The sequence below is a fragment of the Aeromonas sp. genome (genome assembly GCF_050252055.1).
Taxonomy (GTDB): Bacteria; Pseudomonadota; Gammaproteobacteria; order Enterobacterales; family Aeromonadaceae; genus Aeromonas; species Aeromonas caviae.
The window spans coordinates 75,236-98,716 of record NZ_JBFWLQ010000005.1; the positions used below are offsets into that span (position 1 = coordinate 75,236).

Below are 23,481 nucleotides of genomic sequence, written 5' to 3' on the forward strand. Positions count from 1 at the left end.
CGTAGCCAAGTTAAAAATAAACCCAGCAATTCAAGGGCTTTAGCTCATCAAGCCCGTTATGGGAATATTCAGGCCCGCTTGCTCGACCAGAGAATGTTGATACTATGTGACTTCTTTATAGTCTGGTCGGATGAGATCCATGGATTGGCTTTTCGGCAATGCCGCCTGGGTGCGCTGCGCCCTCAACGCCTGGCCCCCCTTCTGGGGTGCAGGCATCAAGATAGAAATCCTGAGCCCCGATTTCCGCTTCTGCCGGGTCACTCTCAAGTCCCGCTGGTGGAACAAGAATGCCAACCGGACCCAGTTCGGTGGCAGCATGTTCGCCATGACGGATCCCATCTACCCGTTGATGCTGATGGGCTATTTCAAGAACCGCTACTACGTATGGGACAAGGCGGGCAGCATCAATTTCATCAAGCCGGGCAAGGGCAAACTGGTGGCGGAGTTCACCCTGAGCGACGCCAAGCTGGCATCGATCGTGGCGGCGACCGAGGGGGGGGAGAAGCACTTTCCCGAGTTCGAGGTGCAGGTGCAGGATGGCCAGGGCGAGCTGGTGGCCCAGGTGAAGCGCACCCTCTATGTCAGATCCAAGCCCCAGCACAGGGGTGGCTGAATGCCTGCTGCAGATGCAACAAGGGCCCCGTCGGGGCCCTTGTTGCATGAAGAGGGAGGGAGATCAGATCACTCCAGCTCGCCCAGGCACATCTCTTCGTGCAGCTGTTTGCACCAGCCTTTGACGCGCTCGGCTGTCAGCTCGGGTTGGCGATCTTCGTCGATGCCCAGGCCCACGAAGTGCTTGTCATCCACGAGCGCCTTGGAGGCTTCGAACTCGTAGCTCGCGGTCGGCCAGTGGCCGATGATGATGGCGCCCTTGGCTTCGACGATGTCACGCAGGGTGCCCATGGCGTCGAGGAAGTACTCAGCATAGTCTTCCTGATCGCCGCATCCGAAGATGGCCACCAGCTTGTTGTTGAAATCGATCTCTTCGAGTTCGGGGAAGAAGTCGTCCCAATCGGCCTGGGCTTCGCCGTAGTACCAAGTCGGGATGCCGAACATCAGCAGATCGAAGCTGTCGATGTCGGCCTTGCTGCTCTTGGCAATGTCACGGACTTCAATCAGTTGTTTGCCCAGTTCTTTCTGGATCATCTTGGCGACAGCTTCGGTATTACCGGTATCGCTGCCGAAAAACAGACCTACACTAGCCATAGTGTTTCGTTACCCGTATCTGGTGTTGATGCTTGACGGTTCAGATTGCGATGCCTGCTGCATGAGCAGACTCGATCTGTTGCTTCAGGATAGATTGAATCAGCTCGGCTCGGCTGACGTTCTGTTGCAGCGCAAGTTGGTTCAGGCGCTCCAGCAACTCGGCTTCCACCTTTAACTCGACCCGTTTCAGCCCGTTCTCACGATCGCGCTTGAGCTGGTTGCGCTTGTTGATCTTGAGCTGGGTCTCGCGGGGGAGTGGATTGGTCTTTGGCCTGCCGGGGCGCTTCTCAGTTGCGAACAGATCCAGTGTTGTTCGATCAGTTTGCTGTTTGGCCATACATCACAGATGAAAAGTAGTTAGCCGATCCCTGAGCCTTCCCAGCCCATTTCGATCAGCCCCTTGGCGACAAAACCCGCGCAACCCAGAAACAGCACCAGCCAGACGATGAAGCGGCCGAAGCGGGGCACATTGCCCCGTTTGAGCACGTCCTGAATGGCCAGACCAATCAGCAGGAAGATGGCCACGAAGAACAGTTTCAGGCCCAGACTCTCGATGAGATCGATGTGTTCACTCAGCATGGATTGCGCGCACTCCTTAAGACGGGCGCACTATATCACAAAGGATTTGAAACTGTTAACCGCCTGTCGACAGGAAATCCACAACCAGTTTGTTGAACAAAACCGGCTTTTCCGCGTGCAGCCAGTGACCCGTGCCGGCGATGACGCGGGCCTTGGCGGCCGGGAACTGGGCCATCGCGGCCCCGGTGTATTCGGGCAACATATAGTCGGAGTCGCCCCCCTTGATGAAGAGTGTCGCGCCTTCGAAGCGGCGTTCATCGTTGGGCCAGCCCATGATGTTGGTGTAGTTGCGCTCAAGGGCCGGCACGTTGAAACGCCACCCCCATCCAGACTCCCCTTTGGCGAAGGATTTGAGCAGGAACTGGCGCACCCCGGCGATCTCGATGTGCTCGGCCAGCATGGCTTCCGCCTCACTGCGGCTCTGGGGGGGCGTGGCCAGTGTGGCATTGAGCCCGGCAAACACGTTCTTGTGGCGGGCGTGGGGATAGGCCACCGGGGCGATGTCCGCCACTACCAGCTTGCTGACCCTGTGAGGGGCCTGCTTGGCGACCTGCATGGCGACCTTGCCCCCCATGGAGTGGCCCACCAGGGCCACCTGTTCAAGTCCAAGGTGGTCCAGCAGGGCCAGGATGTCCGCCGCCTGAGCCGAGTAGCTCATCTCGTCCGAGTGAAAGGAGGCACCGTGATTGCGCAGATCGACGCTGATGACCCGGTATTGTTCGCTGAGGGGGCGCGCCAGCAGGCCGAGGTTGTCCAGGCTGCCAAAGAGGCCATGGATCAGCACGACAGTCGGGCCTTCGCCCTGTTCCTTGAAGTTCAATCGTGGGTATTGTTGCAAAATGACACCTTATCGGTCGTGGGCTCTATCGCCATAATTTTTAACACACTGAAAGAAAAGGATTTCATTCCTGGTGGGGGGATTTTTTTGTGGTTTTTTTTCAAAAACAACTCCCCGGGATCGGCTATCAGTGCGGGGGATCACACACTTGGCCCGTCATTATGCCGTATTCTCAAGGAGATTCATGCACATCTGTCCGCCCCTTGCTTGGGCTGCCGGGTCTGCCTATGTATAATCGCCGCATCCGAATTTCGACGAGTCCAGCGCATCCCTATGAAAACCATCGAGCTTGATGACGATCTCTACTTCTTTATCGCGAGCCAGACCCGGCACATCGGCGAGAGTGCGTCCGATATCCTGCGTCGCCTGCTGGAGCAACCCGCCCAGGCTGGCACGGCAACCGTGGCGGCCGCGCCTGCGATGCAACCGCAACCCGTGGCCGATGCCATGGGGCTGGAGGCACTGCTGGATTCCGGCGAGCTTCAGAAAGAAGAGAAGTCCATCAACCGCTTCATGCTGGTATTGAGCACCCTCTATCGGGACAACCCGGAAGGCTTCACCCAGGCGACCGAGATAAAAGGGCGCAAGCGCGTCTACTTCTCCCGTGACCCGGAAGCGCTGCGTGCCAGTGGCAGCACCACCAAGCCCAAGCCGGTACCGGAGACCCCGTTCTGGGTGATCACCAATACCAATACCAGCCGCAAGCAGAACATGGTGGCCCAGCTCATGAACAGCATGGGTTATGACGAGGATCTGACGGCTCGGGTGTGCGGCGCCGTTTAACCCATCAATGACTTCAGGCCTTGCCGGGCAAGGCTCAGCTCAAGGAAAACGCCATGGCACAGCATTCCCACGCCGGTCAGCCGGCTCGTCTTTGCGATCTGACCAACATTCCCCGTCTGGTCAGCGCCTACTACCTCAACAAGCCGGACATGAGCCGCCCTGAGCAGCGGGTCGCCTTCGGCACCTCCGGTCACCGCGGCAGCGCCCTGCACAGCGCCTTCACCGAATCCCACATTCTGGCGGTGACCCAGGCGCTGGTGGAGTACCGCCAGCAGGCCGGTATCACGGGGCCGCTGTTCGTCGGCATGGATACCCATGCCCTGTCTGAATCCGCCTTTGCCAGCGCGGTGGAAGTGCTGGCGGCCAACGGTGTCGAGACCCGCATTCAGGCCGGCCTCGGCTTCACGCCGACCCCGGTCATCTCCCATGCCATCCTGCGCCACAACGTAGGCAAACCCGTGGCGCAGGCGGACGGCGTGGTGATCACCCCGTCCCACAACCCGCCGGAAGACGGTGGCTTCAAATACAACCCGCCCCACGGCGGTCCTGCCGAGGGGGAGATCACCAAGTGGGTGGAAGACCGCGCCAACGCTATCCTGGAAGCGAGCCTGGCCGGCGTGAAGCGGATGCCGTTTGCCGAGGCTCTCAAGAGCCCGCTCGTGGTGGAACACGACTATGTCACCCCTTATGTGGATGATCTCGAGAACGTGCTGGATCTGGCCGCCATCAAGCAGGCTGGCATCAAGATCGGCGTGGATCCGCTGGGTGGCTCCGGCGTCGCCTACTGGGACGTCATCGCCAGGCGCTACGGTCTGGACATCGAGGTGGTGAACTACAAGGTCGACCCGACCTTCTCCTTCATGACCCTGGACAAAGACGGCAAGATCCGGATGGACTGTTCCAGCCCGTTCGCGATGGCGAGCCTGATTGCCCTGAAAGACAAGTTCGACATCGCCCTTGGCAATGACCCTGACTACGACCGTCACGGCATCGTCACCAAGGCGGGCCTGATGAATCCGAACCACTATCTGGCGGTGGCCATCCAGTATCTGTTCACCCACAGAACCGGCTGGCCCAAGGGGGCGGCCGTCGGCAAGACGCTGGTCTCCTCTTCCATGATCGACCGGGTGGCCGGCGAGATCGGTCGCACCCTCAAAGAGGTGCCGGTCGGCTTCAAGTGGTTCGTGGACGGTCTCTACAGCGGCGAGTTCGGCTTTGGCGGCGAGGAGAGCGCGGGTGCCTCCTTCCTGCGCAAGGACGGTACCGTCTGGACCACCGACAAGGATGGCTTCATTCTGGCGCTGCTGGCGGCCGAGATCCTGGCGGTGACCGGCAAGGATCCCCAGGCCCACTACGATGCGCTCGAAGCCAGATTCGGCCGCTCCAGCTACCGCCGCATCGATGCTCCGGCCAACAGCGCCCAGAAGGCGGTGCTCTCCAAGCTGGATCCGGCCCTGGTGGAAGCCTCCACCCTGGCTGGTGAGCCCATCCTCGCCAAGCTGACCAAGGCGCCTGGCAACGATGCCGCCATCGGCGGCCTGAAAGTGGTGACCGAGAATGGCTGGTTCGCGGCGCGCCCCTCCGGTACCGAGTCCATCTACAAGATCTATATGGAGAGCTTCAAGGGGGAGGCGCACCTGGACCTCATCCAGCAGGAAGCCCAGCAGATCGTCTCCGCCGCCCTGGCCAAAGCCGGGGTCTGACCCTTACTGCAACAACCCATGTGAAAGAGGAGCCCTGGTGGCTCCTCTTTTTTTGTGTCGGGTTGACTGCGGATCAGCCGTTGTCGACGCTGCCGGTGGCGGCCTTGCGGTTCTGCCAGCGCTTGAGGAAGGAGCGGGCCGGCAGCTTCATCAGGAAGAGAGAGAGCAGAATGATGCCGATGCCGAGCCACTGACGGCCATCCAGGGTTTCTCCCACCATCAGCACACCGCAGGAGACCGCCACCATGGGATTGGTGAGGGCCAGCATCCCCATCACCTCCGGGCCATGGCGTTTGAGTCCCCAGAGCCAGGCCCAGTAGGCCAGGGCCGTATTGAGGATCACCAGCCAGATAAGCCCGGGAGTGGCATCAGCCCGGGGCAGCGGCATGGGGCCGGCCAGCCACCATGCCAGCGGGATCAGCATCAGGCCGCCCAGCAGCAGCTGCCAGGCGGTCAGGGCCAGCAGATCGTCCACCGGCCAGCGTTGCATCCAGCGGCTCGACTGGCCGATGAGCAGGGTGGCGAGCAGGGCGCACGCCACGCCGACGGGATCCAGATTGGCAGAGGGATTGAGCAACAAGAGCACCCCGACGAGCCCCATCACCCCCAGCAACAGCCACTTGATCGTCGGTCTGACACCGTCTTGCAGCCAGGCCAGCCCCATCAAGATGAGGGGCAGCGTCGCTCCCAACGTACCCGCCACGGCGCCGGGCAGGCGGAACGCCGCCACGAACAGCAGGGCGAAGAAGGCGGTGATGTTGCAAAACGCCAGCAGGAACTGCCTGCTCCAGACGAGAGGCGGTCTGCGGGGATGGAGCAACAGCAGCAGCACCCCGGCGGGGAGGGCGCGCCACACGGCCACCCAGTAGGGGGAGTAGTCGGTCAGGTAGAGACTGACGACGGCATAGGTGCTGCCCCAGAGCAGGGGGGCGAGCAGGGCGATCAGCAGCGGCATGGTTATCTCGTAACAAAGTATCTTTAAGTAAAGATACATTAGCCGCGAGTTGGTTTATTATCAAGTATCTTCATGTAAATATAATGGAGCCCGAATGGAGAGTGATCATGTAGATCAGCTGCTGGCCCAGTGGGCCCGGCAGCGCCCGGACCTCGACTGCTCCCCCATGGGGGTGCTGGGGCGGGTGGCGCGCATGGCGGCGATCGCCGGGCGCGAAGTGAGCGAGACCCTCAAGGAGTGCGGTCTGCTGGGGTCTGATTTCGATATCCTGGCGACCCTGCGTCGGGCCGGTGAGCCGCTGACTCCGACCGCGCTCTACCAGTCCGCCATGCTGAGTTCAGGGGCCATGACAGCCCGGCTCGACAAGCTGGAGCAGCGTGGCCTGATAAGACGTGAAGCCTCCCCCGATGACAGGCGCAGCCTGCTGGTCTGCCTGACGGAGCCGGGGCGGGAGCTGGTTGACCATGCGGTGGAGCAGCACGTGGCAAACGAGCGCCGCCTGCTGGCCCCATTGAGCCTGGTCGAACAGGAGCAGCTGGCCGCCCTGCTCAAGCGCTGGTTGCTGGAGAACGAATAGCAAAACGGGCCCATCTGGCCCGTTTTTGTTGGCATTGAGGCTGACTCAGTAGCCGCCTCTGGCATCCCTGACGGCAAGGCCAAGCTGCCATACCGCCATGGCGTAGTGGGTGCTGTGGTTGTAGCGGGTGATGGCGTAGAAGTTCGGCAAGCCGTACCAGTACTGGTAACCGGTGCCGACATCCAGACGCAGCAGGCTCGCCTCCTTGTGATTGCCAAGGGAGCCGGTGGGAGCCAGCCCGGCTCCGCGCAGGGTGACCACCGGGTAGCGGGTCTGGAAGCCGTGCTCATAGCCCGGCAGCTGTCCCTGGCCGCGTACTGCCACCGGCTGCCCTTTCTCCCAGCCGTGGGCCTTGAAGTAGTTGGCCACGCTGCCGATGGCATCCACCGGATCCCACAGGTTGGTGTGGCCGTTGCCGTTGAAGTCCACCGCGTAGTTGCGAAAACTCGACGGCATGAACTGGCCGTAGCCCATGGCCCCGGCATAGGAGCCCTTGGGTTCGGTGGGATCCATCCCTTCATCCCGGGTCATCACCAGGAAGGCTTCCAGCTCGCCGGTGAAGAAGTCGGCGCGGCGCGGGTAGTCAAATGCCAGGGTCGCCAGGGCGTCGAGAATGCGGGTCTTGCCCATCACCCGACCCCAGCGGGTCTCCACCCCGATGATGCCGACGATGATCTCGGGTGGCACCCCGTAGATCTGCTGCGCCCGGTTGAGTTCACTCTCGTATTCGCGCCAGAAGTTGACGCCGTTCTGTACGTTGTCCGGGGTGATGAATTTGGCGCGGTAGCGGTTCCAGGCGCCGGTCGGGCCGGTGGGCGGTCTGGTGGTGGGGGCCTGGGCGTCCATCAGCTTGATGATCCAGTCATAACGCTCGGCCTGGGCCAGTACCCGGTGCAGCTCGGCGCTGTCGAAGCCGTGCTTTTGCACCATCCGCTGCACGAAGTTGTCCACGTTGGAACGATTGGCGAAGTCCCCCTTGCTGACCCCGGGCTGGCTCACCTGTCCGTAGAAGGGTTTGCTCGGCGGCGTCTGGTTGATGAAGGCGCTGTTGGGTTGGGGTTTGACCACGGGCTTGGGCGCCGGCGTGCTGCTGCAGCCGTAGATCAGGGGAAACAGGGAGAGGACACAGACAAGGCGACGCATAGGGTTCTCGTGAGCCTGAAAAAGAGTGCCGTCATGGTAAAACATTGGCGTGCAGGCGCAAGTGCTCCGTGCCGGCGCGCCCCCCGGGATCCCGTCAGCGCAGGGTGTGGTAGCCGCTCCAGATCCGGGTCAGGGTCGTGATGGCACAGAGCAGGGCGAAACCGTAGGCCAGTGGCACGAAGGCGGCGGGCCAGAGGCCCATGAGCACGAAGAGGGTGATGGTTTCGCTCCCCTCGGTGAGCCCGCCCAGATAGTAGAGGGATTTGTGGTGGTAGACGGGGCTCTCGATGCCCCGTTTGCCCGCCATGATGGCAAAGGCCAGAAAGCTCGATCCCGTGCCCATGAAGGCGAACAGCAGGGTGGCGGCGGCCAGGGCGTTGGCCGGGTCGGCGAGGGCAAAGCCCAGCACCACGGCGGCGTAGAAGATGAAATCCAGCGTGATGTCGAGAAACCCGCCGCAGTCGGTGATGCCCGTTTCCCGCGCCACGGCGCCATCCAGCCCGTCCAGCAGCCGGTTGAGCAGAATCGCCGCCAACGCCCACTGATAGCAGCCAAAGGCCAGCAGCGGCAGCGCCAGCATGCCGATGAGAAAGCCGGCGAGGCTCACCTGGTTGGCGCTCACCCCGGCCCGGCACAGGGGGCGGGCAAGCGCGGCGAGGGGGCGGCGGATAACCGGGATCAGGTGGCGATCAAACAAGGTGGTGCTCCTCTTCTGGGATGGCTGGGGGGATCAGCTGCAAGATAGTGCCCGGCGCATCCTCTTCGTCGTGGGTCACCAGCAGCGCGGGGATGGCCTGCGTGCGCAGGGGCTCGAACACCAGGGTTCTGAATGCCGCCCGCAGCGGCTTGTCGAGGCGGGAGAAGGGTTCGTCCAGCAGCAATGCCCTGGGCTCGGCCAGCAGGGCACGCAGCAGGCTGACGCGGGCTTTCTGGCCGCCGGAGAGCGCCCCGGGCAGCTTGTCCGCCTGAGCCTCCAGCCCGACCTCGGCCAGCGCCTCGCGGGCCCGGGTCTGCCTTGCCGCTATCCCCTTGAGATGCGCCGGCATGCCGAACATCAGATTTTCTGCCACCGTCAGGTGGGCAAACAGCAGGTCATCCTGAAACAGGATGCCGACCCCCCTCTCCTGGGGGGGCAGCGGGGTGAGGCGATGTGTGCCGAGCAGGATGTCCCCGGTCAGCCAGATGGGCCCCCCGGGTGGCAGCACTCCCGCCAGGGCCGCCAGCAGGGAGCTCTTGCCACAGCCGCTCGGTCCCATCAGGGTGAGCACCTCGCCCGGGGCCACCCTGAGGGGAGGGAGCGTCAGCAGGGGGGCGCCGTCGAGGAAGAGGGTGAGTGCGGAGGTATGCAGCATCGGGTCAGGGCCTCAGGGCGGGGTTGATGCGCCGCGGCAGCCAGAGCGCCAGGGCATAGATGAAAAGGGGCAGCAGCAGTTGCAGCAGGCCGTAGAGCCCCGCCAGCCGCCGGTTGAGGCCGCTGCCGATGGCCACCGCCTCCGTGGTGATGGTGACGACCCGCCCGCCCCCGAACAGCAGGGTCGGCAGGTATTGAGCCAGGCTCACTGCCGCCCCGACACCGAAGGCGAACAGCAGGGGACGGGCGAGCAGGGGACCCTTGACTCGCCACCAGGCCCCCCAGGGGCTGGCCCCGAGCGTGAGGGCCACCCGGGTGAGGCGCTCGTCGAACTGGCGATAGGGGCCGTGCAGGCAGAGATAGACGTATGGAAAGACGAAGATCAACTGGCTCCAGAGTACCCAGCCTGGGCCTATGCCAGTGAATCCCAGCCCGTCGGTCTGAAGGCGCAATCCAAACAGCAGGCTGGCCTGGGGCAGCAGCAGAGGCAGGCAGACAAGCCAGAGGGTGCGTGTGGCGCGGCGCGCAGGCAACGCCTCGAGGCAGAGCACCGCCAGCAGCAGGGAGAGCGCGGCGCAGAGCAGGGCCAGCCACAGACTCTGCCAGAGCAGCGGGCCCAGGCTCGGCAGCAGAGCCAGCCAGTGGTGGCTGCTCCATTCGCTCGGCCAGAGGGTGGGAAAGGACCAGCGCCGGGTCAGGGACCAGAGCAGCAGGGCGGCGAGCACCAGCAGATTGGTCAGGAGCAGCCCCCACACGCCGATGCGGGCAATGAGTTCGGGCCAGGGCGAGGCGGGGGCGCGTCGCCCATCCAGCCAGCGTGCCTTGCCGAGGGTGAGGTGGGCCCGCTCCAGCAGCCTGAGGGCGCCAAGCAGCAGCAGGTTGAGGGCGAGCAGCAAGAGGGCGCCGCTGGCACTGGCGCCGCGCCAGGCGGGGTCGGCATCCTGATACCAGAGCCAGAGTCGCACCGCCAGGGGCGGCGGGGCATCCGGCCCCAGCAGCAGGGCGAGATCCACCACCGCCAGACCATAGGCGGCCACCGCGTAGAGGGGCAGTCGCAGGGCGGGCCAGAGGGCGGGCAGCAGCAGGCGCCACCAGATCCGGGGGGCGCTGAAGCCGAGGCTGGCCCCCAGCCACTGCTGGCGCGCCACCTTGGCGGGATCCAGTGCCGCCAGCGCCATCAGCAGCAGGAAGGGGGTCTCCTTGAGGATGAGCACCACGATGAGGCCAAGCCCCCAGGGATCTCTCAGGGTCTGCCAGTCCGGGGGCTGATGGGTGAGGTCAAGCAGGGGGGCGACGAGGCGCAGCAGCCAGCCGGAGGGAGCGATCAGAAAGGCGATGCCGATGGCAAAGGCGACGTGGGGAAGCGCCAGCAGGGGGGAGAGCAGGCGGCGCAGCCAGCGCATCCAGGGACGCCCGTCCCCCTGGGCGAGTAGCAGGGCGGTGGCGCCGAGGGCCCCCAGGGTGGAGGTGCCCGCTACCCAGAGGCTCAACCCTGCGGAGTGCCAGAGTCCGGGCTGGGGGAGCAAGAGGGATAGATTGGCGGGGGAGAGCCCCTCGATGACCAGCAACAGCAGGCCCCCGGCGAGCGGGATCCCCAGCATCAAAAAGGGCAGCAGGAGGAGAAGAGGGGCGCGCGCCTGCATGATGGATCAGTGGCCGTAGCGCTCGGCCCAGGCCGCTTCCAGCCGCGTCTGCCAGCTGGGGTGGGGCTCTGCCACTCCCTTGAAGCGCAATGCCGGACGGGTCTGGCCTGGCAGCGCCTCCTGGCGCAGCACGCTGGGATCCCCCCAGAAGGCGGGGTCGCTCTTGCGCGCCTGGGCGGCGGGGCTCAGCAGGAAGTTGACCACCACCTTGGCCCCGGCCCGGGCGGAGGCATTGAAGGGGATGGCGAGGAAATGGCTGTTGGTGAGCGCCCCTTTCTCCATGGCGATGGCCTGGACGGTGGGGGGCAGGGTGCCGTTTTGCACCGAACTCTGGGCTTCCCCCGGGTTGAAGCTGATGGCCATGGCCAGCTCGCCGTCATCGAGCAACTGCCTGGTCTCGGCGGCGCCGGTGGGGAAGAGCCTGCCCTTGCGCCAGAGCGCGGGGTGAAGCTGGTCGAGCCAGGCCCAGAGAGGGGCGGTGACGCGGAGGAAGTCGGCATCGGTCGCCTCCCGGTAGAGGGGCGCCGGATCCGGTGTCAGCTCCAGCAGGATCTGCTTGAGAAAGCTCGAGCCGTGAAACTGGGGAGGCTTGGGGTAGGTGAAGCGGCCGGGGTGAGACTTGGCCCAGGCCAGCAGGGCGGCCGCCGAGGTGGGAGGTGCGTCTACCTGGTCGCCATCCACCATCAGATTGAGCTGGCCTATGCCCCAGGGGGCCTCCAGCCCCTCGACCGGCACGGTGAAGTCTTCACTCACCGGCAGGGCGGTGTCCACCAGGGCCATGTTGGGCAGCTCGTCGGTAAAGGGGGCCCCCAGCAGCCCCTGCTCCTTGAGCGCCTTGAAGTTCTCGCCGTTGACCCAGAGCAGGTCGATGGGGCCGTTCGACGTCTTGCCAGCCTGCTTGTTGGCCAGCAACTGGCTCACGCTCTGGGCGATGTCATCCACCTTCACCTGCACCAGCTCGACCTGGTACTGGCGAGCGATCTCCTGCCTGGCCCACACCAGGTAGGCGTTGATCTCGGGGCTGCCCCCCCAGGCGTTGAAGTAGACGGTCTGCCCCCTGGCGGCCAGCAGGGTCTGCTGCCACGATGCGTCATTGGCGTGGAGCGGGGAGGCCAGCAGCAGGGGGACGGCGGCCATCAGGGGACGGAGCAGGGCGCGAAGTCGGGTCGTGAACATGATGGTTGCCTCGTCAGAGTCAGGCGCCGCGGCGCCAGCGGTGATAACGGGCCAGCAGCGCCAGCAGGCGCCCGGGCTGGCGGGCACGGCGCCAGGCGCCAGCCACGTACTTGTTCCCCTCCATCAGGGTGGGGTAGGGGTGAACGGTGGCGAGGATCTTGCCAAGTCCCAGGCGGTGGCGCATGGCGAGGGCAAACTCGGCGATCCGCTCGCCGGCGTGAGCACCCACTATGGTGGCCCCGAGTATCCTGTCACGGCCCGGCACAGTCAGCACCTCGACGAAGCCCCCTGACTCGCCGTCGGCGATGGATCTGTCCAGCTCGGCCATCTCGAAGCGGGTCGACTCGAAGGGGATGCCTCGGGCCCGAGCCTCTTTCTGGTTGAGGCCGACCCGGGCTATCTCCGGACTGGTATAGGTGGCCGCCGGCATGACCCTGTAGTCTGCCCGAAAGCGCCTGAACTGGCCAAAGAGGGCGTTGATGGCGGCATACCAGGCCTGATGGGCGGCAAAATGGGTGAACTGGTAGGGGCCGGCAACGTCCCCCACCGCCAGGATGCTGGGGTAGTTGGTGGCGAGGAAGCCGTCGATGGCCAGGGTGCCGCTGGGGGCCAGTTCAACCCCCAGCGCCTCCAGCCCGAAACCGCCCACGTTGGCCTCCCGGCCAAGGGCCAGCAGCAGCTGGTCCCCCTCAACCACCAGCGTCTCGTCCCCCCGGCGCAGGTGCAGCCGGATGGGCAGGTTGGTGCCTTTACCGTCCATATACTCGGCCGAGGTAGCCTGCCAGCCGAGGTGCAGGGTGACGCCGTCGTGCTCCAGCTGCGCGGCCAGGGCCCCGGCGACGTCCCTATCTTCCCGGGGCAGCAGCTGAGGGCCTTGCTCCACCAGGGTGACGGGGATATCGAGCAGGGCCAGGCTCTGGGCCAGCTCGCAGCCGATGGGGCCCCCTCCCAGCACCAGCAGATGGCGGGGGGGCTCACGCAGTCGCTGCCAGAGGGTGTCGGAGGTGAGGTAGGGAACCCTGTCCAGCCCCGGCAGTGCGGGCACCCGGGGGCGGGCGCCGGTGGCGATCACGATATGACGGCTGGTCAGGCGCTTGCCGTTGACCTCCACCTCCCAGGGGGAGGTGACCCGCGCCCGCCCCTGGATGCACTCCACCCCGAGTCCTTCATAGCGCGCCACCGAGTCGTGGGGTTCGACCTCCTCGATGACCCGGGCGACCCGCGCCATCACGGCGGCGAAGTCGGCGCGGCTCTGGCTCGGGGTAAAACCAAGCTCCCCGGCCTTGCGCTGTTCAATGGCGAAGCGGGCGCTTCGGATCAGCGCCTTGGAGGGGACGCAGCCGGTATGGAGGCAATCTCCCCCCATCCTGTGCTGCTCGATGAGGGCCACTCTGGCTTTCACCGCGGCGGCGATGTAGCTGGTGACCAGACCTCCGGCGCCGGCACCTATCACCAGCAGGTTGTAGTCAAAGCGCGCCGGCTTGCGGTAGGGGGCGTGCAACCGGTAGAGGGCGAGACGGCGCTGAAAGGCACGCATCAGCCAGGGCATCAGGCCGAGCAGGGTCAGGGCGGCCAGCAGGCCGGGGGAAAAGAGGTTGCCTGTGCTGGTGAGGGTAGCCAGCTCGCTTCCCGCCAGCACGTAGACGAGGGTGCCCGGCAGCATGCCGAGCTGGCTGACCCAGTAGTAGGTGCTGACTCTGATGGGGGTGAGCCCCATCACCAGGTTGACCAGAAAGAAGGGGAAGAGGGGGATGAGGCGCAGGCTCAGCAGATAGAAGGCCCCCTCCTTTTGCATGCCGGCCTGAACGCTCGCCAGCTTGTCGCCAAAGCGTGTCTCGACCCAGTCCCGCAGCAGGAAGCGGGCGCTGAGAAAGGCCAGGGTGGCGCCGAGGGAGCTGGCAAAGGAGACCAGCAAGAGCCCCCACAGGATGCCGAAGACGGCGCTGCCCGCCAGGGTGAGCAGGGCCGCCCCCGGCAGGGAGAGGGCGGTGGTGAGCACATAGATCACCAGAAACAGCAGGCTGGCTGCGACAACATGGCGGTCGACCCAAAGGGCCAGGCGCTCCTGATGAGCCTGCAACTGGGTGAGGCTCAGATAGTGGTCAAGGTCGAGGGCAAAGAAGGTGCCGACCAGGGCCCCCATCGCCAGCAACAGCAGCAGGCGTGCCCTGTTCATCCCTGCCCCTTGTCGAGGGGGCTCTCGGGTTGCACCGGCAACTGGCAGAACCCCTGGGGAGCGATGTCGAGAGCGGCATTGAACTTGGCGGACATGTTCTGGAAGGCGATGAGGCCGGTGAGCTCCACCAGGGCGTCGTCATCGAACCAGGGCTTGAGGCGGGCGGCCTGCTCGTCGCTCACGCCATCCAGCCCGGTCATGGCCTCGGCATAGTCCAGCACGGCCCGCTCCCGCTCGTCGAACAAGGGGCTGTCGCGCCACCGGGCCAGCGCCTCCACCTTGTCGCTGGAGCCTGCCCGCTTGACGAGGGTCATGGCGTTGATGTCGACACAGAAACGACACCAGTTGAGCTGGGAGACCCGCACCGTCACCAGGGAGCGCAGCACGGGGTCGATGGGGGAGCGCTTGCGGTTGATGACGCCGTAGAGGGTGGCGACCGCGGCGAACAGCCTGGGGGAGCGCCCCCAGCACTTGCCCGGGATCAGCACCTGACCGTAGTTGCGTTTCTGCAGCCAGAAGAAGGGGCGGATGAACCAGGCGTAGGCCCGGTCCGGTTTGACCTCAATGCGCATCTTGTTCCTCTTTGAGCTTCTCCATCTTGGGCTTGTAGGCCCCGCCCAGGCGCTCGTTCAACCGATTCAGGAAATCGATGATCCGTGCCCGGTTGACCCCCAGATCGCTGCGCCCCTGGCGCGAGGCGGAGCGCATGTCGATACGGGTCTCTTTGGGCCCGGCAAAGACCCGCAGGGCCACGTCATCCTGAAACCCGAACCAGCCGGTGGTGACGACGGCATCGATACCCTCGCTGCCCGGGCGAACCTGCCAGCCCAGCTCCGTCATCAGTTCCTCGGCTTCCGCGAGTACTTCGACCGGGGATGCCCGGGTATAGAGAGGGCCGGGGTTGCCTGGAAATACTTGCAGGGGCGGGGGGGAGACCGGGAGATCCTCCGGGCTTCTGAGCTGCTCGGCCCACTGGAGCCGTGGCGGATGGTAGGGATCCGTGCTGACGTCGTTGGTGAGGGGGGAGCGCAGCGCCTGGACGAGAAACAGCAGGGGCAACAGCAGGGGAGTTATGCCCCAGATATCCGGCCAGAGGTTGGTGGTGCGGCGATAGCGCCAGGGCAGGCGCAGCAGCAGCACGAGGCTGAGGAGGGCGCTGGCGAGACAGAGGATGAAGCCGAGCCACCAGGGCCAGAGATGGGCGCGGCTGCCAAGGGCCCCGCAAAGGGGCAATAGCCAGGTCAGCAGCGGCCACCACAAAGAGCTGTGCATATGAGGGATCCACGGGTCAGGATGGAACTATGCCCAGAAGGATAAACTTAATTGCCTGATAACGTTAGTAAATGATCATCAATCCCAGGCGTGCGGCTCAGAGAACCGATGGCCTCGTCGCCCTGGATCAGCTGCGATAGAGCACCTTGATGAGGTGGAAGCCGAACTTGGTGCGCACCGGCCCCAGCACGGTCAGCAACTCCCCCTTGAACACGGCATCGTCGAAGGACTTGACCATGTCCCCCTTGGAGAACTCTCCCAGATCGCCGCCACGCTTGCCGGAAGGGCAGGTGGAGAAACGCTTGGCCATCTGGCTGAAATCGGCGCCCTTGGCGAGCTTCTCCTTGATTTCCAGACACTGTTTCTCGGTCTTGACCAGGATGTGCTGGGCACAGGCTTTTTTCATCGGAATGCTCCTCGGCGAGGGGAAAGGGGGCGCAAGATTACTGCAATTGCGCCTCCGCGTCAGCCCCTCGGGCGCGAGACCCGGCTCCGGGGGCCGGCGGCCAGGGGGACCCTGGCCCGGGATTGCCAGAGGATCTCCAGCCCCAGCAGGGCATAGAGGCTCCAGATGGCCAGGGGGTTGAGCCAGTTGCCTCCCATCTGCAGGGTGGCCAGAGCTGCGCTCACCAGCAGCAGGACTATGCCGGGCAGGCGCCAGTGGGCAGACAGGGGGGCGAGCAGGGCCATGCCCAGCAGCAGGGCCAGGCCAAAGGGCAGATTGAGCGCGGTGAAGGCGAGGGCCTGCTGGCCGTTCATGCCGGTCAGCAAGGCCAGCAGGGCGCTGCAGCAGGCCAGGAAGGTGATGAACTCGAGTCGGTCGGCGATGTAGTCAGCCAGTTGTTCGCTACGTAGGTGCATGGGGTCTCTCCTGCGATGATTGGGATCAGTGTGGGACAGGCAGGAGCGCAGGGGCAGCGGGATAAATCGATTGAATTGAACGAAGCTTTAGTGCCATCTATTCAAGTGATTGATTTAAACTTATTTTCCTGTTCAATAGCAGGCAGGGCGGGGAAGAGGGCACGGAGCAAGTCGAGGGGGACGGGTTGACGAAACCCGCCGGATGCGGGGTGTCCGACAAGGGTTGTCGCGACGAGCCGGACCCTGCTGCCAGCCCAAGGCCGCCAGGGGAGATCCGGCGTGGCGGGGTCGGTGGTGGCGTTTTGTTCGCCCCTTGCCCGGATTGTGCGCAGTTTGGCTCCTCACACCCGGCTGGCTCCTTGCTGGGCCGAAGCGATCCCCGCACCGGGGGCGGCAGAGCGGCACGCAAAGGGGCCCCGAGCGTGGGATTTCGCCGTCGCGATTATGCTAGGATGAGCGGCACTCGCCCGGGATGAGTCTCGGTATCGTACTAAATAACACAATCTTTAAATCATGTTATTCGGGGAAAATGACGTTTGACAGGATGCTATCCTACTTTTCTCACCGGGAGCACTTCATCCGGGCGATCCCGTCGCCCCGGGCCCGGTCTCTTGCTGCTCGCTCTCTGGCTGATGGCGATGCCCGCCATGGCGGCCAAGTTGACCTACCAGATCAAGGGGGTCAGGGGAGAGCAGAAAGACAACGTCGAGGCCTACCTCAACGCCCTGCCCGTCTACCAGGAACGCCAGTACCGCCCCGCCCGCGCCAAGATCACCGAGAGCGTACAGAAGGCGCTGCAGGTCTATGGCTACTACCAGCCCAAGATCACTCTGAACCGCGACAAGAAGACGCCCGCCAAGGTGGTGATCGAGATTGAGCGGGGGGAACCCGTGATCATCTCGCGCCTCGACATCCTGCTGGAAGGGGATGCGGGGAGCGACGAGGTGTACAGCGAGCTGCTGGACAAGCTGCCCCTCAAGGAGGGAGATCCCCTCAACCACGGCAAATATGAATCCATCAAGGCGGATCTCGGCAGTCTGGGGCTGGCCCGCGGCTATTTTGACGCCAAGATCAGCAAGAGCCAGGTCAAGGTTTTCCCGGAACAGGGCAAGGCGGAGATCTACATCCTGTTTCGCTCTGGTCCGCGCTACCATTTTGGCGAGATCCGCTATGACGCGACGCCGGAGGCTCTGCACCTTATTCGCCCGCTCATCAACATCAAGAGCGGCGACCCCTATCTGGCGATCCGTCTGGCGGAGATGTCCCAGGATGTCTCCTCCACCAAGCTGTTCAAGCAGGTGGACATCAAACCCCTGATCAGCCAGGCCGAGGGCAACCGGGTGCCGGTGCAGGTGACCCTCTCCAACCGGGTCGATCACGAGATTGAGACCGGTATCGGTTATGCCACGGACGTGGGGCCGCGCCTGAGTGCCACCTGGGAGAAACCCTGGGTGAACCGCTATGGTCACCGCCTCTCCAGCACCGCCAAGATCTCGGCGCCGGAAGCGGAGCTCAGCTTCGACTACCAGATCCCGGTGGGCAACCCGCTGCGGGATTACTACTCCCTGCAGGCGGGCTATCAATACACCGACAACAACGACACCCGCTCCGATCTGGCCACCTTCGGGGTGCACCGCTGGACACGCCGACCGGAGAGCTGGGACAGAGACGTCTTTGTGCGCCTGGAGAACGAGCGCTACGTCCAGGGTCAGGACGAGGGGAACAGCCTGCTGCTGATCCCCGGCGTCTCCTGGTCACGGCTGCGGGTGCGCGGCGGTCTGGTGCCGGATTGGGGGGATCGCCAGCAACTGACGATGGAGTTCTCGAGCCCCTACTGGGGGTCCGACATCAGCTTCATGCGGGTGTGGGGGCGCAGCAAGTGGCTGCGCACCCTGGGCGAAGATCACCGTTTCCTGATGCGGGCCGAACAGGGGGCCATCGTCGGGGATGATTTCTCCCTGGTCCCCCCCTCCCTGCGCTTCTTCACCGGCGGCGATCAGACGGTCCGGGGCTACGGTTACGAGACCATTTCGCCACGGGGGGACGATGGCAAGCTGACCGGCGGACGCTACGCCAGCGTCGGCAGCCTGGAGTACAACTACCGCTTCAGCGAGAAGTGGCTCGGTGCCTTGTTCGTGGACGCCGGGACCGCCACCGTCGACTACAGCGAGGCCTGGAAGATAGGCACCGGGGTCGGGGTGCGCTGGGTCACCCCCATCGGTCAGGTCAGGCTCGATCTGGCGGTGGGCATCTCCGAGGAGGACAAGCCGCTGCGGCTGCACTTCGCACTGGGGCCGGAACTATGACCCGGCAACCAGGCGCATATCCTCTTCTTTCTCTTTTCTGGCCGCTGCGGCTGCTTTCCTTGCAGGGGTCTGCATCGTGATCTGGGTAAAACGCATTTTCTTGTGGCTCATGGGCCTCTTCTTCCTGCTGCTCATCGGCGTCAGCCTGCTGGGCTTCACCCATCAGGGCAACAAGTGGCTGTGGCAACAGGCCAGAGCCGCGCTGCCCTCCCTCAAGGGGGAGCTGGTGGCGGGGCAACTCGGGTATGGCTGGACCTTCGAAGGGGTTGGCTGGCAGGACGAGCTGGTGGATGTCACCGTGGAGCGGGCCGTGCTGGACTGGGATCTGGGCAAGCTCCTGCAGGGCAAGCTCTGGATCAAGTCTCTGGCGGTGACTCGCCCCGTGGTCCGGGTGGCGGAGTCCGAGCCGGTGCCGGAAGAGCCGTCGGAGCCCTTCGTCTGGCATCCGTTGCCGCTCAAAATCCAGGTCGACAGCCTCAAGGTTGCCGATCTCGATGTGGCGGTGCCCGGCGTGACGATCACCCTCAAGGATCTGGACATTGGCGCCGCCCTGGATCGCGCCGGGCTCATCGTGCGCGGCCCCGTGCTCGATGGCCTGAACGTGGTGGTGGCACCGTCCCCGGTGGAGGCGGCCAGTGACAAGGGCGCCAAACCGGCGGATGAGAAAAGCGCCACCCTGGCGGCCGGCGAGCGCAAGGCTGTCCCCGGTGACAAGACGCAGGCCGCAAGCAAGCCCGAGCCCATGGTGCTGCCGGCGGTGCGACTGCCTTTCCCCATCCAGCTGGAGGGGCTGAAAGCCACGGCGTTCCGTTATCAGCAAGGTGAGCTGGTGGAGGGGCTAGACAACCTGTTGCTGTCGGCCACCGCCGAGGAGGAGCGCATCGATATCCGGGAGCTCTCCTTGCGCCATGCCATGGCGGATCTGGCCTTGAGTGGTCAGGTGCGCCTGCACGAGGATTACCCCCTCACCCTGACTCTGGATGCCAAGGCGCGTCAAGGGCTGCTGGACGGGGAGCTCAAGGGGGAGCAGGTCAATCTCGTCCTGGACGGTTCTGTGGGCAAGCTTGGGCTGGCACTCAAGGCCAAGGGGCCGGTGGGCGCCAATCTCAAAGGATCCCTTGCGGCCCTCGACCCGGACCTGCCCTTCGATCTGGCGCTGGACTGGAAGAGCCTCTCCTGGCCCCTGCACAAGCCTGCCAAGGATGAGCCCAGCTATCGGTTGGACAAGGGCACCCTGAGCGCCAAGGGCAAGCTCTCCGGTTATCAGTTTGCGCTCAACACCGCCGGCAAGGGGACCGATGTGCCCCCCTTCAAGGTGGCGCTCTCGGGCAAGGGGGATCTCAACCAGCTGAGCCGTATCGAGCTGCTGCTGGGGGCCCTCAAGGGGGAGCTCAAGCTCGACGGCAAGCTGGCCTGGAGCAAGGGGGTCCAGTGGCAAGGGACGACCGAATTCAAGGGGATCAACCCGGCGGAGCTGGTGCCCGAGATCAAGGGGGCATTGGCGGGCAAGATCACCAGTCGCTTCGATCTGGATGAGGCGGGCCACTGGCAGCTGGCCCTGCCCGAGCTCAAGGTGGATGGCAAGCTCAACCAGTATCCTCTGGCCTTGCAGGGCAGGCTCAGCGGCAACGACAAGATGGAATGGACCATCCCGGCCCTGGCGCTGCAAAGCGGCCCCAACCGGCTGCAGGCCAAAGGCTCGCTCACGACCCAGGCCTGGAAGCTGGATGCGGATCTGGATGCGCCCAAGCTTGGGGGTATCTACCCGGGTCTGGGAGGGGACATCAAGGGCCAGGTGCGCGTCACCGGCAACCAGCAGGCGCCGCGCGTGAATGCCGATCTGGTGTCGGGCCGACTCGCCTACGCGGGCACCGTCCTCAAGGAGACCGTCATCAAGGCCAACGCCCTGGTCGGGGAGAAGCCCGCCGGTGAGGTGGCGGTGACGGTGGCGAGCCTGGCGCAGGGGGAGACCAAGCTCTCGCAAATCGCCCTGAACCTGAGCGGCGATCTCGAGCGCCACGGGCTCACCTTGACCATGAAGGGGGATCCGCTGGCGGCAGACCTCAGCCTGAATGGCAGCCTGCGCGGTGACCACTGGCGTGGCACCCTTGCCGAGCTGAAGCTCAAGACCCCCCTCAAGCGCTGGACGCTGACCGCCCCCTGGTCTCTGGACCTGGATCTGCCGAAACAGCAGCTGACCATGGGGGATCTCTGCCTCGCGTCCCAGAAGGCCAGTCTCTGCGTCAAGGGGAGCCGGATAGCCCAGTCCCAGGGCAATCTGGAATTTGCCCTGAACGAATTTGATCTCAAGCGGCTGCGCCCCTGGTTGCCGGACAATTTCCGCTGGCAGGCGGTGCTGTCGGCCGACGGGCGCGCCAGCTGGCGCGGCAACCAGCCGACCCTGCACGCCACCGTGCGCACCACGCCTGGGACCTTCGTCGCCGACGAACTCAAGACCGACTACCAGCGCCTCGAGCTCGGGATCGACTTCGAGCGCCAGCAGGCTGCCATCCGGGTCGATTTCGCCTCCGAGCAGATAGGCAACATCGACACCGATCTGCTGATCCGGGATCCCGCCGGCCGCGGCAACCTCGGCGGTCAACTCAGGTTTGACGATCTGAAGCTGGCGACCTTTGCGCCGCTCATACCCGAAGTGCGCTCCCTGCAAGGGGTCATCTCGGCGGATGCCCGCTTCGACGGTACCCTGGCTGCCCCCCTGCTGTATGGCGAGCTGAACCTGAAGGAGGGGGAGGTTCAGACCCACTCCGACATGGTGACCCTCTCCAAGCTGGTGACCCGCCTCAAGATAGAAGGCAACCGGGCCGAACTCGACGGCTCCATGATGGTGGGCAAGGGCCCCCTGGTGCTGGGGGGCTGGCTGAGCTGGGCCCAGCAGCCGGTGACCGGCAGCCTCACCATTCAGGGCAAGGAGCTGGAGGCCCAGTACCCGGGCATGGGCCGGGTCAGGGTGACACCTGACATCGCCATCTCTCTCGGGGAGGAGACCAGGGTGACCGGTCAGGTGGACATCCCCTGGTCGCGCATCCTGGTCAAGAGCCTGCCAGACAGCGCGGTAGCGGTCTCCGATGACGTCACCGTCATCTACGACGATCTGCCGCCGGTCCCCAAGGCGGCACCGCTGCCCATGGAGATCAGGCTCGCCATCCGGCTCGGGGACGACGTCCGCCTTGAAGCCATGGGACTCAAGACCAAGGTGGGAGGGGCCCTCAACATTCGCCAGGATCCCTCCAAGCCGCTCTCGGGCAACGGGCAACTGGAGCTCAGGGACGGGCGCTTCAAGGCCTATGGCCAGAACCTCATCATCAAGGAGGGGCGGATCCTCTTCTCCGGCCCCATCGATCAGCCCTATCTCAACATCGAGACCTATCGGGATCCGGACACCATCGAGGACAACGTGACCGTCGGGGTGCGGGTGACGGGGCCGGCCGCCAAGCCGAAGATCACCGTCTATTCCGAGCCGCAGATGGCGCAGTCCGAACAGCTCTCCTATCTGTTGCGGGGCAAGGGATTGCAGACCAGCGGCGAGGATGGCGGCTTCAACGGCCTGCTGGTGGCGGGGGCCGTGAGCCAGGCGAGCGGCGTGGTCTCCAGCATCGGGGAGTCCCTCGGCATGAGCGACGTGGCCCTCGATACCGCAGGCAGTGGTGATGACACCCAGGTGACCCTGTCGGCCTACCTGCTGCCCGGCTTGCAGTTCCAGTACGGGGTCGGGGTGTTCAGCCCCATCGCCGAATTCAAGCTGCGCTACGAGCTGATGCCAAGGCTCTATCTGCAGGCCATGAGCGGGGTGGCCCAGGCGGTGGATATCTTCTATCGCTTCACCCTGTAAGGGGGGCGGATGACAAGACAGGTGCCTGGGGGGACGCTTATCCCCCCCTGCCCGACCTGCTGATGACAGCTGTCGCCAGCAGGTTCGGGGTGAGAGCGTGCATATATTGACGGGAGGCCTGTCCTCCCGTTTTTTTGTAGAAGAAGGGGATTTGTGGAAGGCAGAAAAGCGAAAACCCGGCACAAGGCCGGGTTCTCTGAAAGATGGTGGAGGGAGAAGGATTCGAACCTTCGAAGGCAGAGCCGTCAGATTTACAGTCTGATCCCTTTGGCCGCTCGGGAACCCCTCCACGGGGCATGACCTGATTGTGCGCACTTGAATGGTGGAGGGAGAAGGATTCGAACCTTCGAAGGCAGAGCCGTCAGATTTACAGTCTGATCCCTTTGGCCGCTCGGGAACCCCTCCCCAAGTGCGAGGCGCATACTAACAGATCTGTCGCGCTTGTGAACCCCTCTGCCGGGATTTTTAATGCTTAAAGGATCGGGTTGATGGCCGATAAGCAATGAAACCTTCATTTCCAAGATTTATCTCATGCTGCCCAGTGCGATTCGTGACCGCTTGCTCGTGGATGAGGCCCAGTTGGGCCAACGGCTCAACCAGGATCTCCGTGCGGGGGACCGTGCCGACTTCAGGCTGCATCTGGCGCTGCTGACTGATGCAGTGGAAGAGCAGCCCTGGTTTGATGCCCCGCCCAAGCCTGCGTCGGGTGAGATGGATTGGCGCTCCCGTTTCGGTCTGATGCCCCGGGCGTCCCTGCAAGGCGGGGTGGAAGAGAGCGATGCCACCAGCCTCAACGAGCGTCTGCAACAGGGCGGGTGCATGACGGATGTGAGACTCTGGCTGGCGCTGCGCTCCCCGCCACTGGTGAGCCGAACGCCCGCGCTGGATCCCGCGGTGTATGACAACCTCTCGGCACTGGGTCGCGAGCGATGGCAGGCCCGCCCTATGGGCGCTGACCCCAGGGAGGAGGCTCCGCTGATGATGCTGCCGCTGCTCGATGAGCTTGCGCAAGGGGTGGATGCCAGGCTGCGCTGGCTGGGGTGACGGCACGGTAGAATGCAA

The 23,481-nt window shown here is 64.5% G+C and carries 22 protein-coding genes and 2 tRNA genes; 7 read left to right on the top strand and 17 right to left on the bottom strand.

Features of this window, described 5'->3' with window-relative positions; all coding sequences use genetic code 11:
• Positions 1 to 139: 139 nt before the first annotated feature.
• The gene (locus tag AB7E19_RS10435) at positions 140 to 613 is read left to right on the top strand and encodes a DUF4442 domain-containing protein (protein ID WP_427935180.1); all 474 of its coding nucleotides are present in this window, start codon (positions 140 to 142) and stop codon (positions 611 to 613) included.
• A gap of 68 nt (positions 614 to 681) precedes the next feature.
• On the opposite strand, the gene fldA is transcribed toward AB7E19_RS10435, so the two are convergent.
• From fldA to AB7E19_RS10455, 4 genes are read right to left on the bottom strand one after another with little or no spacing between them, the layout of a single operon-like run.
• Positions 682 to 1,206 carry a flavodoxin FldA gene (gene fldA, locus AB7E19_RS10440; protein ID WP_010674104.1) on the bottom strand — a complete coding sequence of 175 codons (525 nt, stop codon included), beginning with the start codon at positions 1,204 to 1,206 and terminating at the stop codon, positions 682 to 684.
• Between the two features lie 40 nt (positions 1,207 to 1,246).
• Positions 1,247 to 1,543: a LexA regulated protein gene (gene ybfE / locus AB7E19_RS10445; RefSeq protein ID WP_005325670.1), complete on the bottom strand. Its 297-nt coding sequence runs from the start codon at positions 1,541 to 1,543 to the stop codon at positions 1,247 to 1,249.
• A 20-nt stretch (positions 1,544 to 1,563) separates the two neighbouring features.
• The gene (locus AB7E19_RS10450) at positions 1,564 to 1,785 is read right to left on the bottom strand and encodes a DUF2788 domain-containing protein (RefSeq protein WP_010674106.1); all 222 of its coding nucleotides are present in this window, start codon (positions 1,783 to 1,785) and stop codon (positions 1,564 to 1,566) included.
• A 55-nt stretch (positions 1,786 to 1,840) separates the two neighbouring features.
• Positions 1,841 to 2,605 carry an alpha/beta fold hydrolase gene (locus AB7E19_RS10455; RefSeq protein ID WP_427935395.1) on the bottom strand — a complete coding sequence of 255 codons (765 nt, stop codon included), beginning with the start codon at positions 2,603 to 2,605 and terminating at the stop codon, positions 1,841 to 1,843.
• 291 nt (positions 2,606 to 2,896) lie between these two features.
• Here AB7E19_RS10455 and seqA point away from each other — a divergent pair, with 291 nt between their 5' ends.
• Positions 2,897 to 3,406, top strand: a complete 510-nt coding sequence (seqA, locus tag AB7E19_RS10460; protein ID WP_010674108.1) for a replication initiation negative regulator SeqA — start codon at positions 2,897 to 2,899, stop codon at positions 3,404 to 3,406.
• Between the two features lie 53 nt (positions 3,407 to 3,459).
• On the top strand, positions 3,460 to 5,109 hold the full coding sequence (gene pgm / locus AB7E19_RS10465; RefSeq protein WP_427935184.1) for a phosphoglucomutase (alpha-D-glucose-1,6-bisphosphate-dependent): 1,650 nt from the start codon (positions 3,460 to 3,462) through the stop codon (positions 5,107 to 5,109).
• Positions 5,110 to 5,182: 73 nt separating this feature from the next.
• Here the strand turns inward: pgm and AB7E19_RS10470 are convergent, their stop codons facing one another.
• Positions 5,183 to 6,064, bottom strand: coding sequence for a DMT family transporter (locus AB7E19_RS10470; protein ID WP_042017343.1), 882 nt, complete (start codon positions 6,062 to 6,064; stop codon positions 5,183 to 5,185).
• Between the two features lie 94 nt (positions 6,065 to 6,158).
• Between AB7E19_RS10470 and AB7E19_RS10475 the strand changes: the two genes are divergently transcribed.
• Positions 6,159 to 6,641 carry a MarR family winged helix-turn-helix transcriptional regulator gene (locus tag AB7E19_RS10475; RefSeq protein ID WP_010674111.1) on the top strand — a complete coding sequence of 161 codons (483 nt, stop codon included), beginning with the start codon at positions 6,159 to 6,161 and terminating at the stop codon, positions 6,639 to 6,641.
• 45 nt (positions 6,642 to 6,686) lie between these two features.
• Here the strand turns inward: AB7E19_RS10475 and mltB are convergent, their stop codons facing one another.
• From mltB to AB7E19_RS10525, 10 genes are all read right to left on the bottom strand, one after another.
• Positions 6,687 to 7,784 (bottom strand): lytic murein transglycosylase B, encoded by a 1,098-nt coding sequence (gene mltB / locus AB7E19_RS10480; protein ID WP_213319549.1) that lies wholly within the window; start codon positions 7,782 to 7,784, stop codon positions 6,687 to 6,689.
• A 94-nt stretch (positions 7,785 to 7,878) separates the two neighbouring features.
• Positions 7,879 to 8,481, bottom strand: coding sequence for a CDP-alcohol phosphatidyltransferase family protein (locus AB7E19_RS10485; RefSeq protein ID WP_427935187.1), 603 nt, complete (start codon positions 8,479 to 8,481; stop codon positions 7,879 to 7,881).
• Positions 8,474 to 9,136 (bottom strand): ATP-binding cassette domain-containing protein, encoded by a 663-nt coding sequence (locus AB7E19_RS10490; RefSeq protein WP_427935189.1) that lies wholly within the window; start codon positions 9,134 to 9,136, stop codon positions 8,474 to 8,476. Before AB7E19_RS10490 ends, AB7E19_RS10485 begins: the two co-directional genes overlap by 8 nt.
• 4 nt (positions 9,137 to 9,140) lie before the next feature.
• Complete coding sequence (locus AB7E19_RS10495) at positions 9,141 to 10,778, bottom strand: ABC transporter permease (protein ID WP_427935191.1); 1,638 nt, start codon at positions 10,776 to 10,778, stop codon at positions 9,141 to 9,143.
• Positions 10,779 to 10,784: 6 nt separating this feature from the next.
• Positions 10,785 to 11,954, bottom strand: coding sequence for an ABC transporter substrate-binding protein (locus AB7E19_RS10500; RefSeq protein WP_202043970.1), 1,170 nt, complete (start codon positions 11,952 to 11,954; stop codon positions 10,785 to 10,787).
• Positions 11,955 to 11,973: 19 nt separating this feature from the next.
• On the bottom strand, positions 11,974 to 14,130 hold the full coding sequence (locus AB7E19_RS10505) for an FAD-dependent oxidoreductase (RefSeq protein ID WP_427935193.1): 2,157 nt from the start codon (positions 14,128 to 14,130) through the stop codon (positions 11,974 to 11,976).
• Positions 14,127 to 14,702: a carboxymuconolactone decarboxylase family protein gene (locus tag AB7E19_RS10510; RefSeq protein WP_161469597.1), complete on the bottom strand. Its 576-nt coding sequence runs from the start codon at positions 14,700 to 14,702 to the stop codon at positions 14,127 to 14,129. Before AB7E19_RS10510 ends, AB7E19_RS10505 begins: the two co-directional genes overlap by 4 nt.
• Positions 14,692 to 15,402: a DUF1499 domain-containing protein gene (locus AB7E19_RS10515; protein ID WP_102948200.1), complete on the bottom strand. Its 711-nt coding sequence runs from the start codon at positions 15,400 to 15,402 to the stop codon at positions 14,692 to 14,694. Before AB7E19_RS10515 ends, AB7E19_RS10510 begins: the two co-directional genes overlap by 11 nt.
• A 127-nt stretch (positions 15,403 to 15,529) precedes the next feature.
• On the bottom strand, positions 15,530 to 15,808 hold the full coding sequence (locus AB7E19_RS10520; RefSeq protein WP_010674120.1) for a peptidylprolyl isomerase: 279 nt from the start codon (positions 15,806 to 15,808) through the stop codon (positions 15,530 to 15,532).
• A gap of 59 nt (positions 15,809 to 15,867) precedes the next feature.
• Positions 15,868 to 16,263 (bottom strand): hypothetical protein, encoded by a 396-nt coding sequence (locus AB7E19_RS10525; RefSeq protein ID WP_043154193.1) that lies wholly within the window; start codon positions 16,261 to 16,263, stop codon positions 15,868 to 15,870.
• A gap of 536 nt (positions 16,264 to 16,799) precedes the next feature.
• On the opposite strand from AB7E19_RS10525, the gene tamA reads away from it, so the two are divergent.
• On the top strand, positions 16,800 to 18,569 hold the full coding sequence (tamA, locus tag AB7E19_RS10530) for an autotransporter assembly complex protein TamA (RefSeq protein WP_427935196.1): 1,770 nt from the start codon (positions 16,800 to 16,802) through the stop codon (positions 18,567 to 18,569).
• A 76-nt stretch (positions 18,570 to 18,645) separates the two neighbouring features.
• A complete protein-coding gene (gene tamB / locus AB7E19_RS10535; protein WP_427935198.1) occupies positions 18,646 to 22,419 on the top strand; it encodes an autotransporter assembly complex protein TamB in 3,774 nt (1,257 codons plus the stop codon).
• A 204-nt stretch (positions 22,420 to 22,623) separates the two neighbouring features.
• Here tamB and AB7E19_RS10540 read toward each other — a convergent pair.
• Together AB7E19_RS10540 and AB7E19_RS10545 are read right to left on the bottom strand one after the other, a co-directional pair.
• Positions 22,624 to 22,708, bottom strand: a tRNA-Tyr gene (locus AB7E19_RS10540).
• A gap of 31 nt (positions 22,709 to 22,739) precedes the next feature.
• Positions 22,740 to 22,824: transfer RNA gene (locus AB7E19_RS10545), tRNA-Tyr, on the bottom strand.
• Between the two features lie 126 nt (positions 22,825 to 22,950).
• Here AB7E19_RS10545 and AB7E19_RS10550 point away from each other — a divergent pair.
• Positions 22,951 to 23,463 carry a VC2046/SO_2500 family protein gene (locus AB7E19_RS10550; protein WP_039038826.1) on the top strand — a complete coding sequence of 171 codons (513 nt, stop codon included), beginning with the start codon at positions 22,951 to 22,953 and terminating at the stop codon, positions 23,461 to 23,463.
• Positions 23,464 to 23,481: the final 18 nt, after the last annotated feature.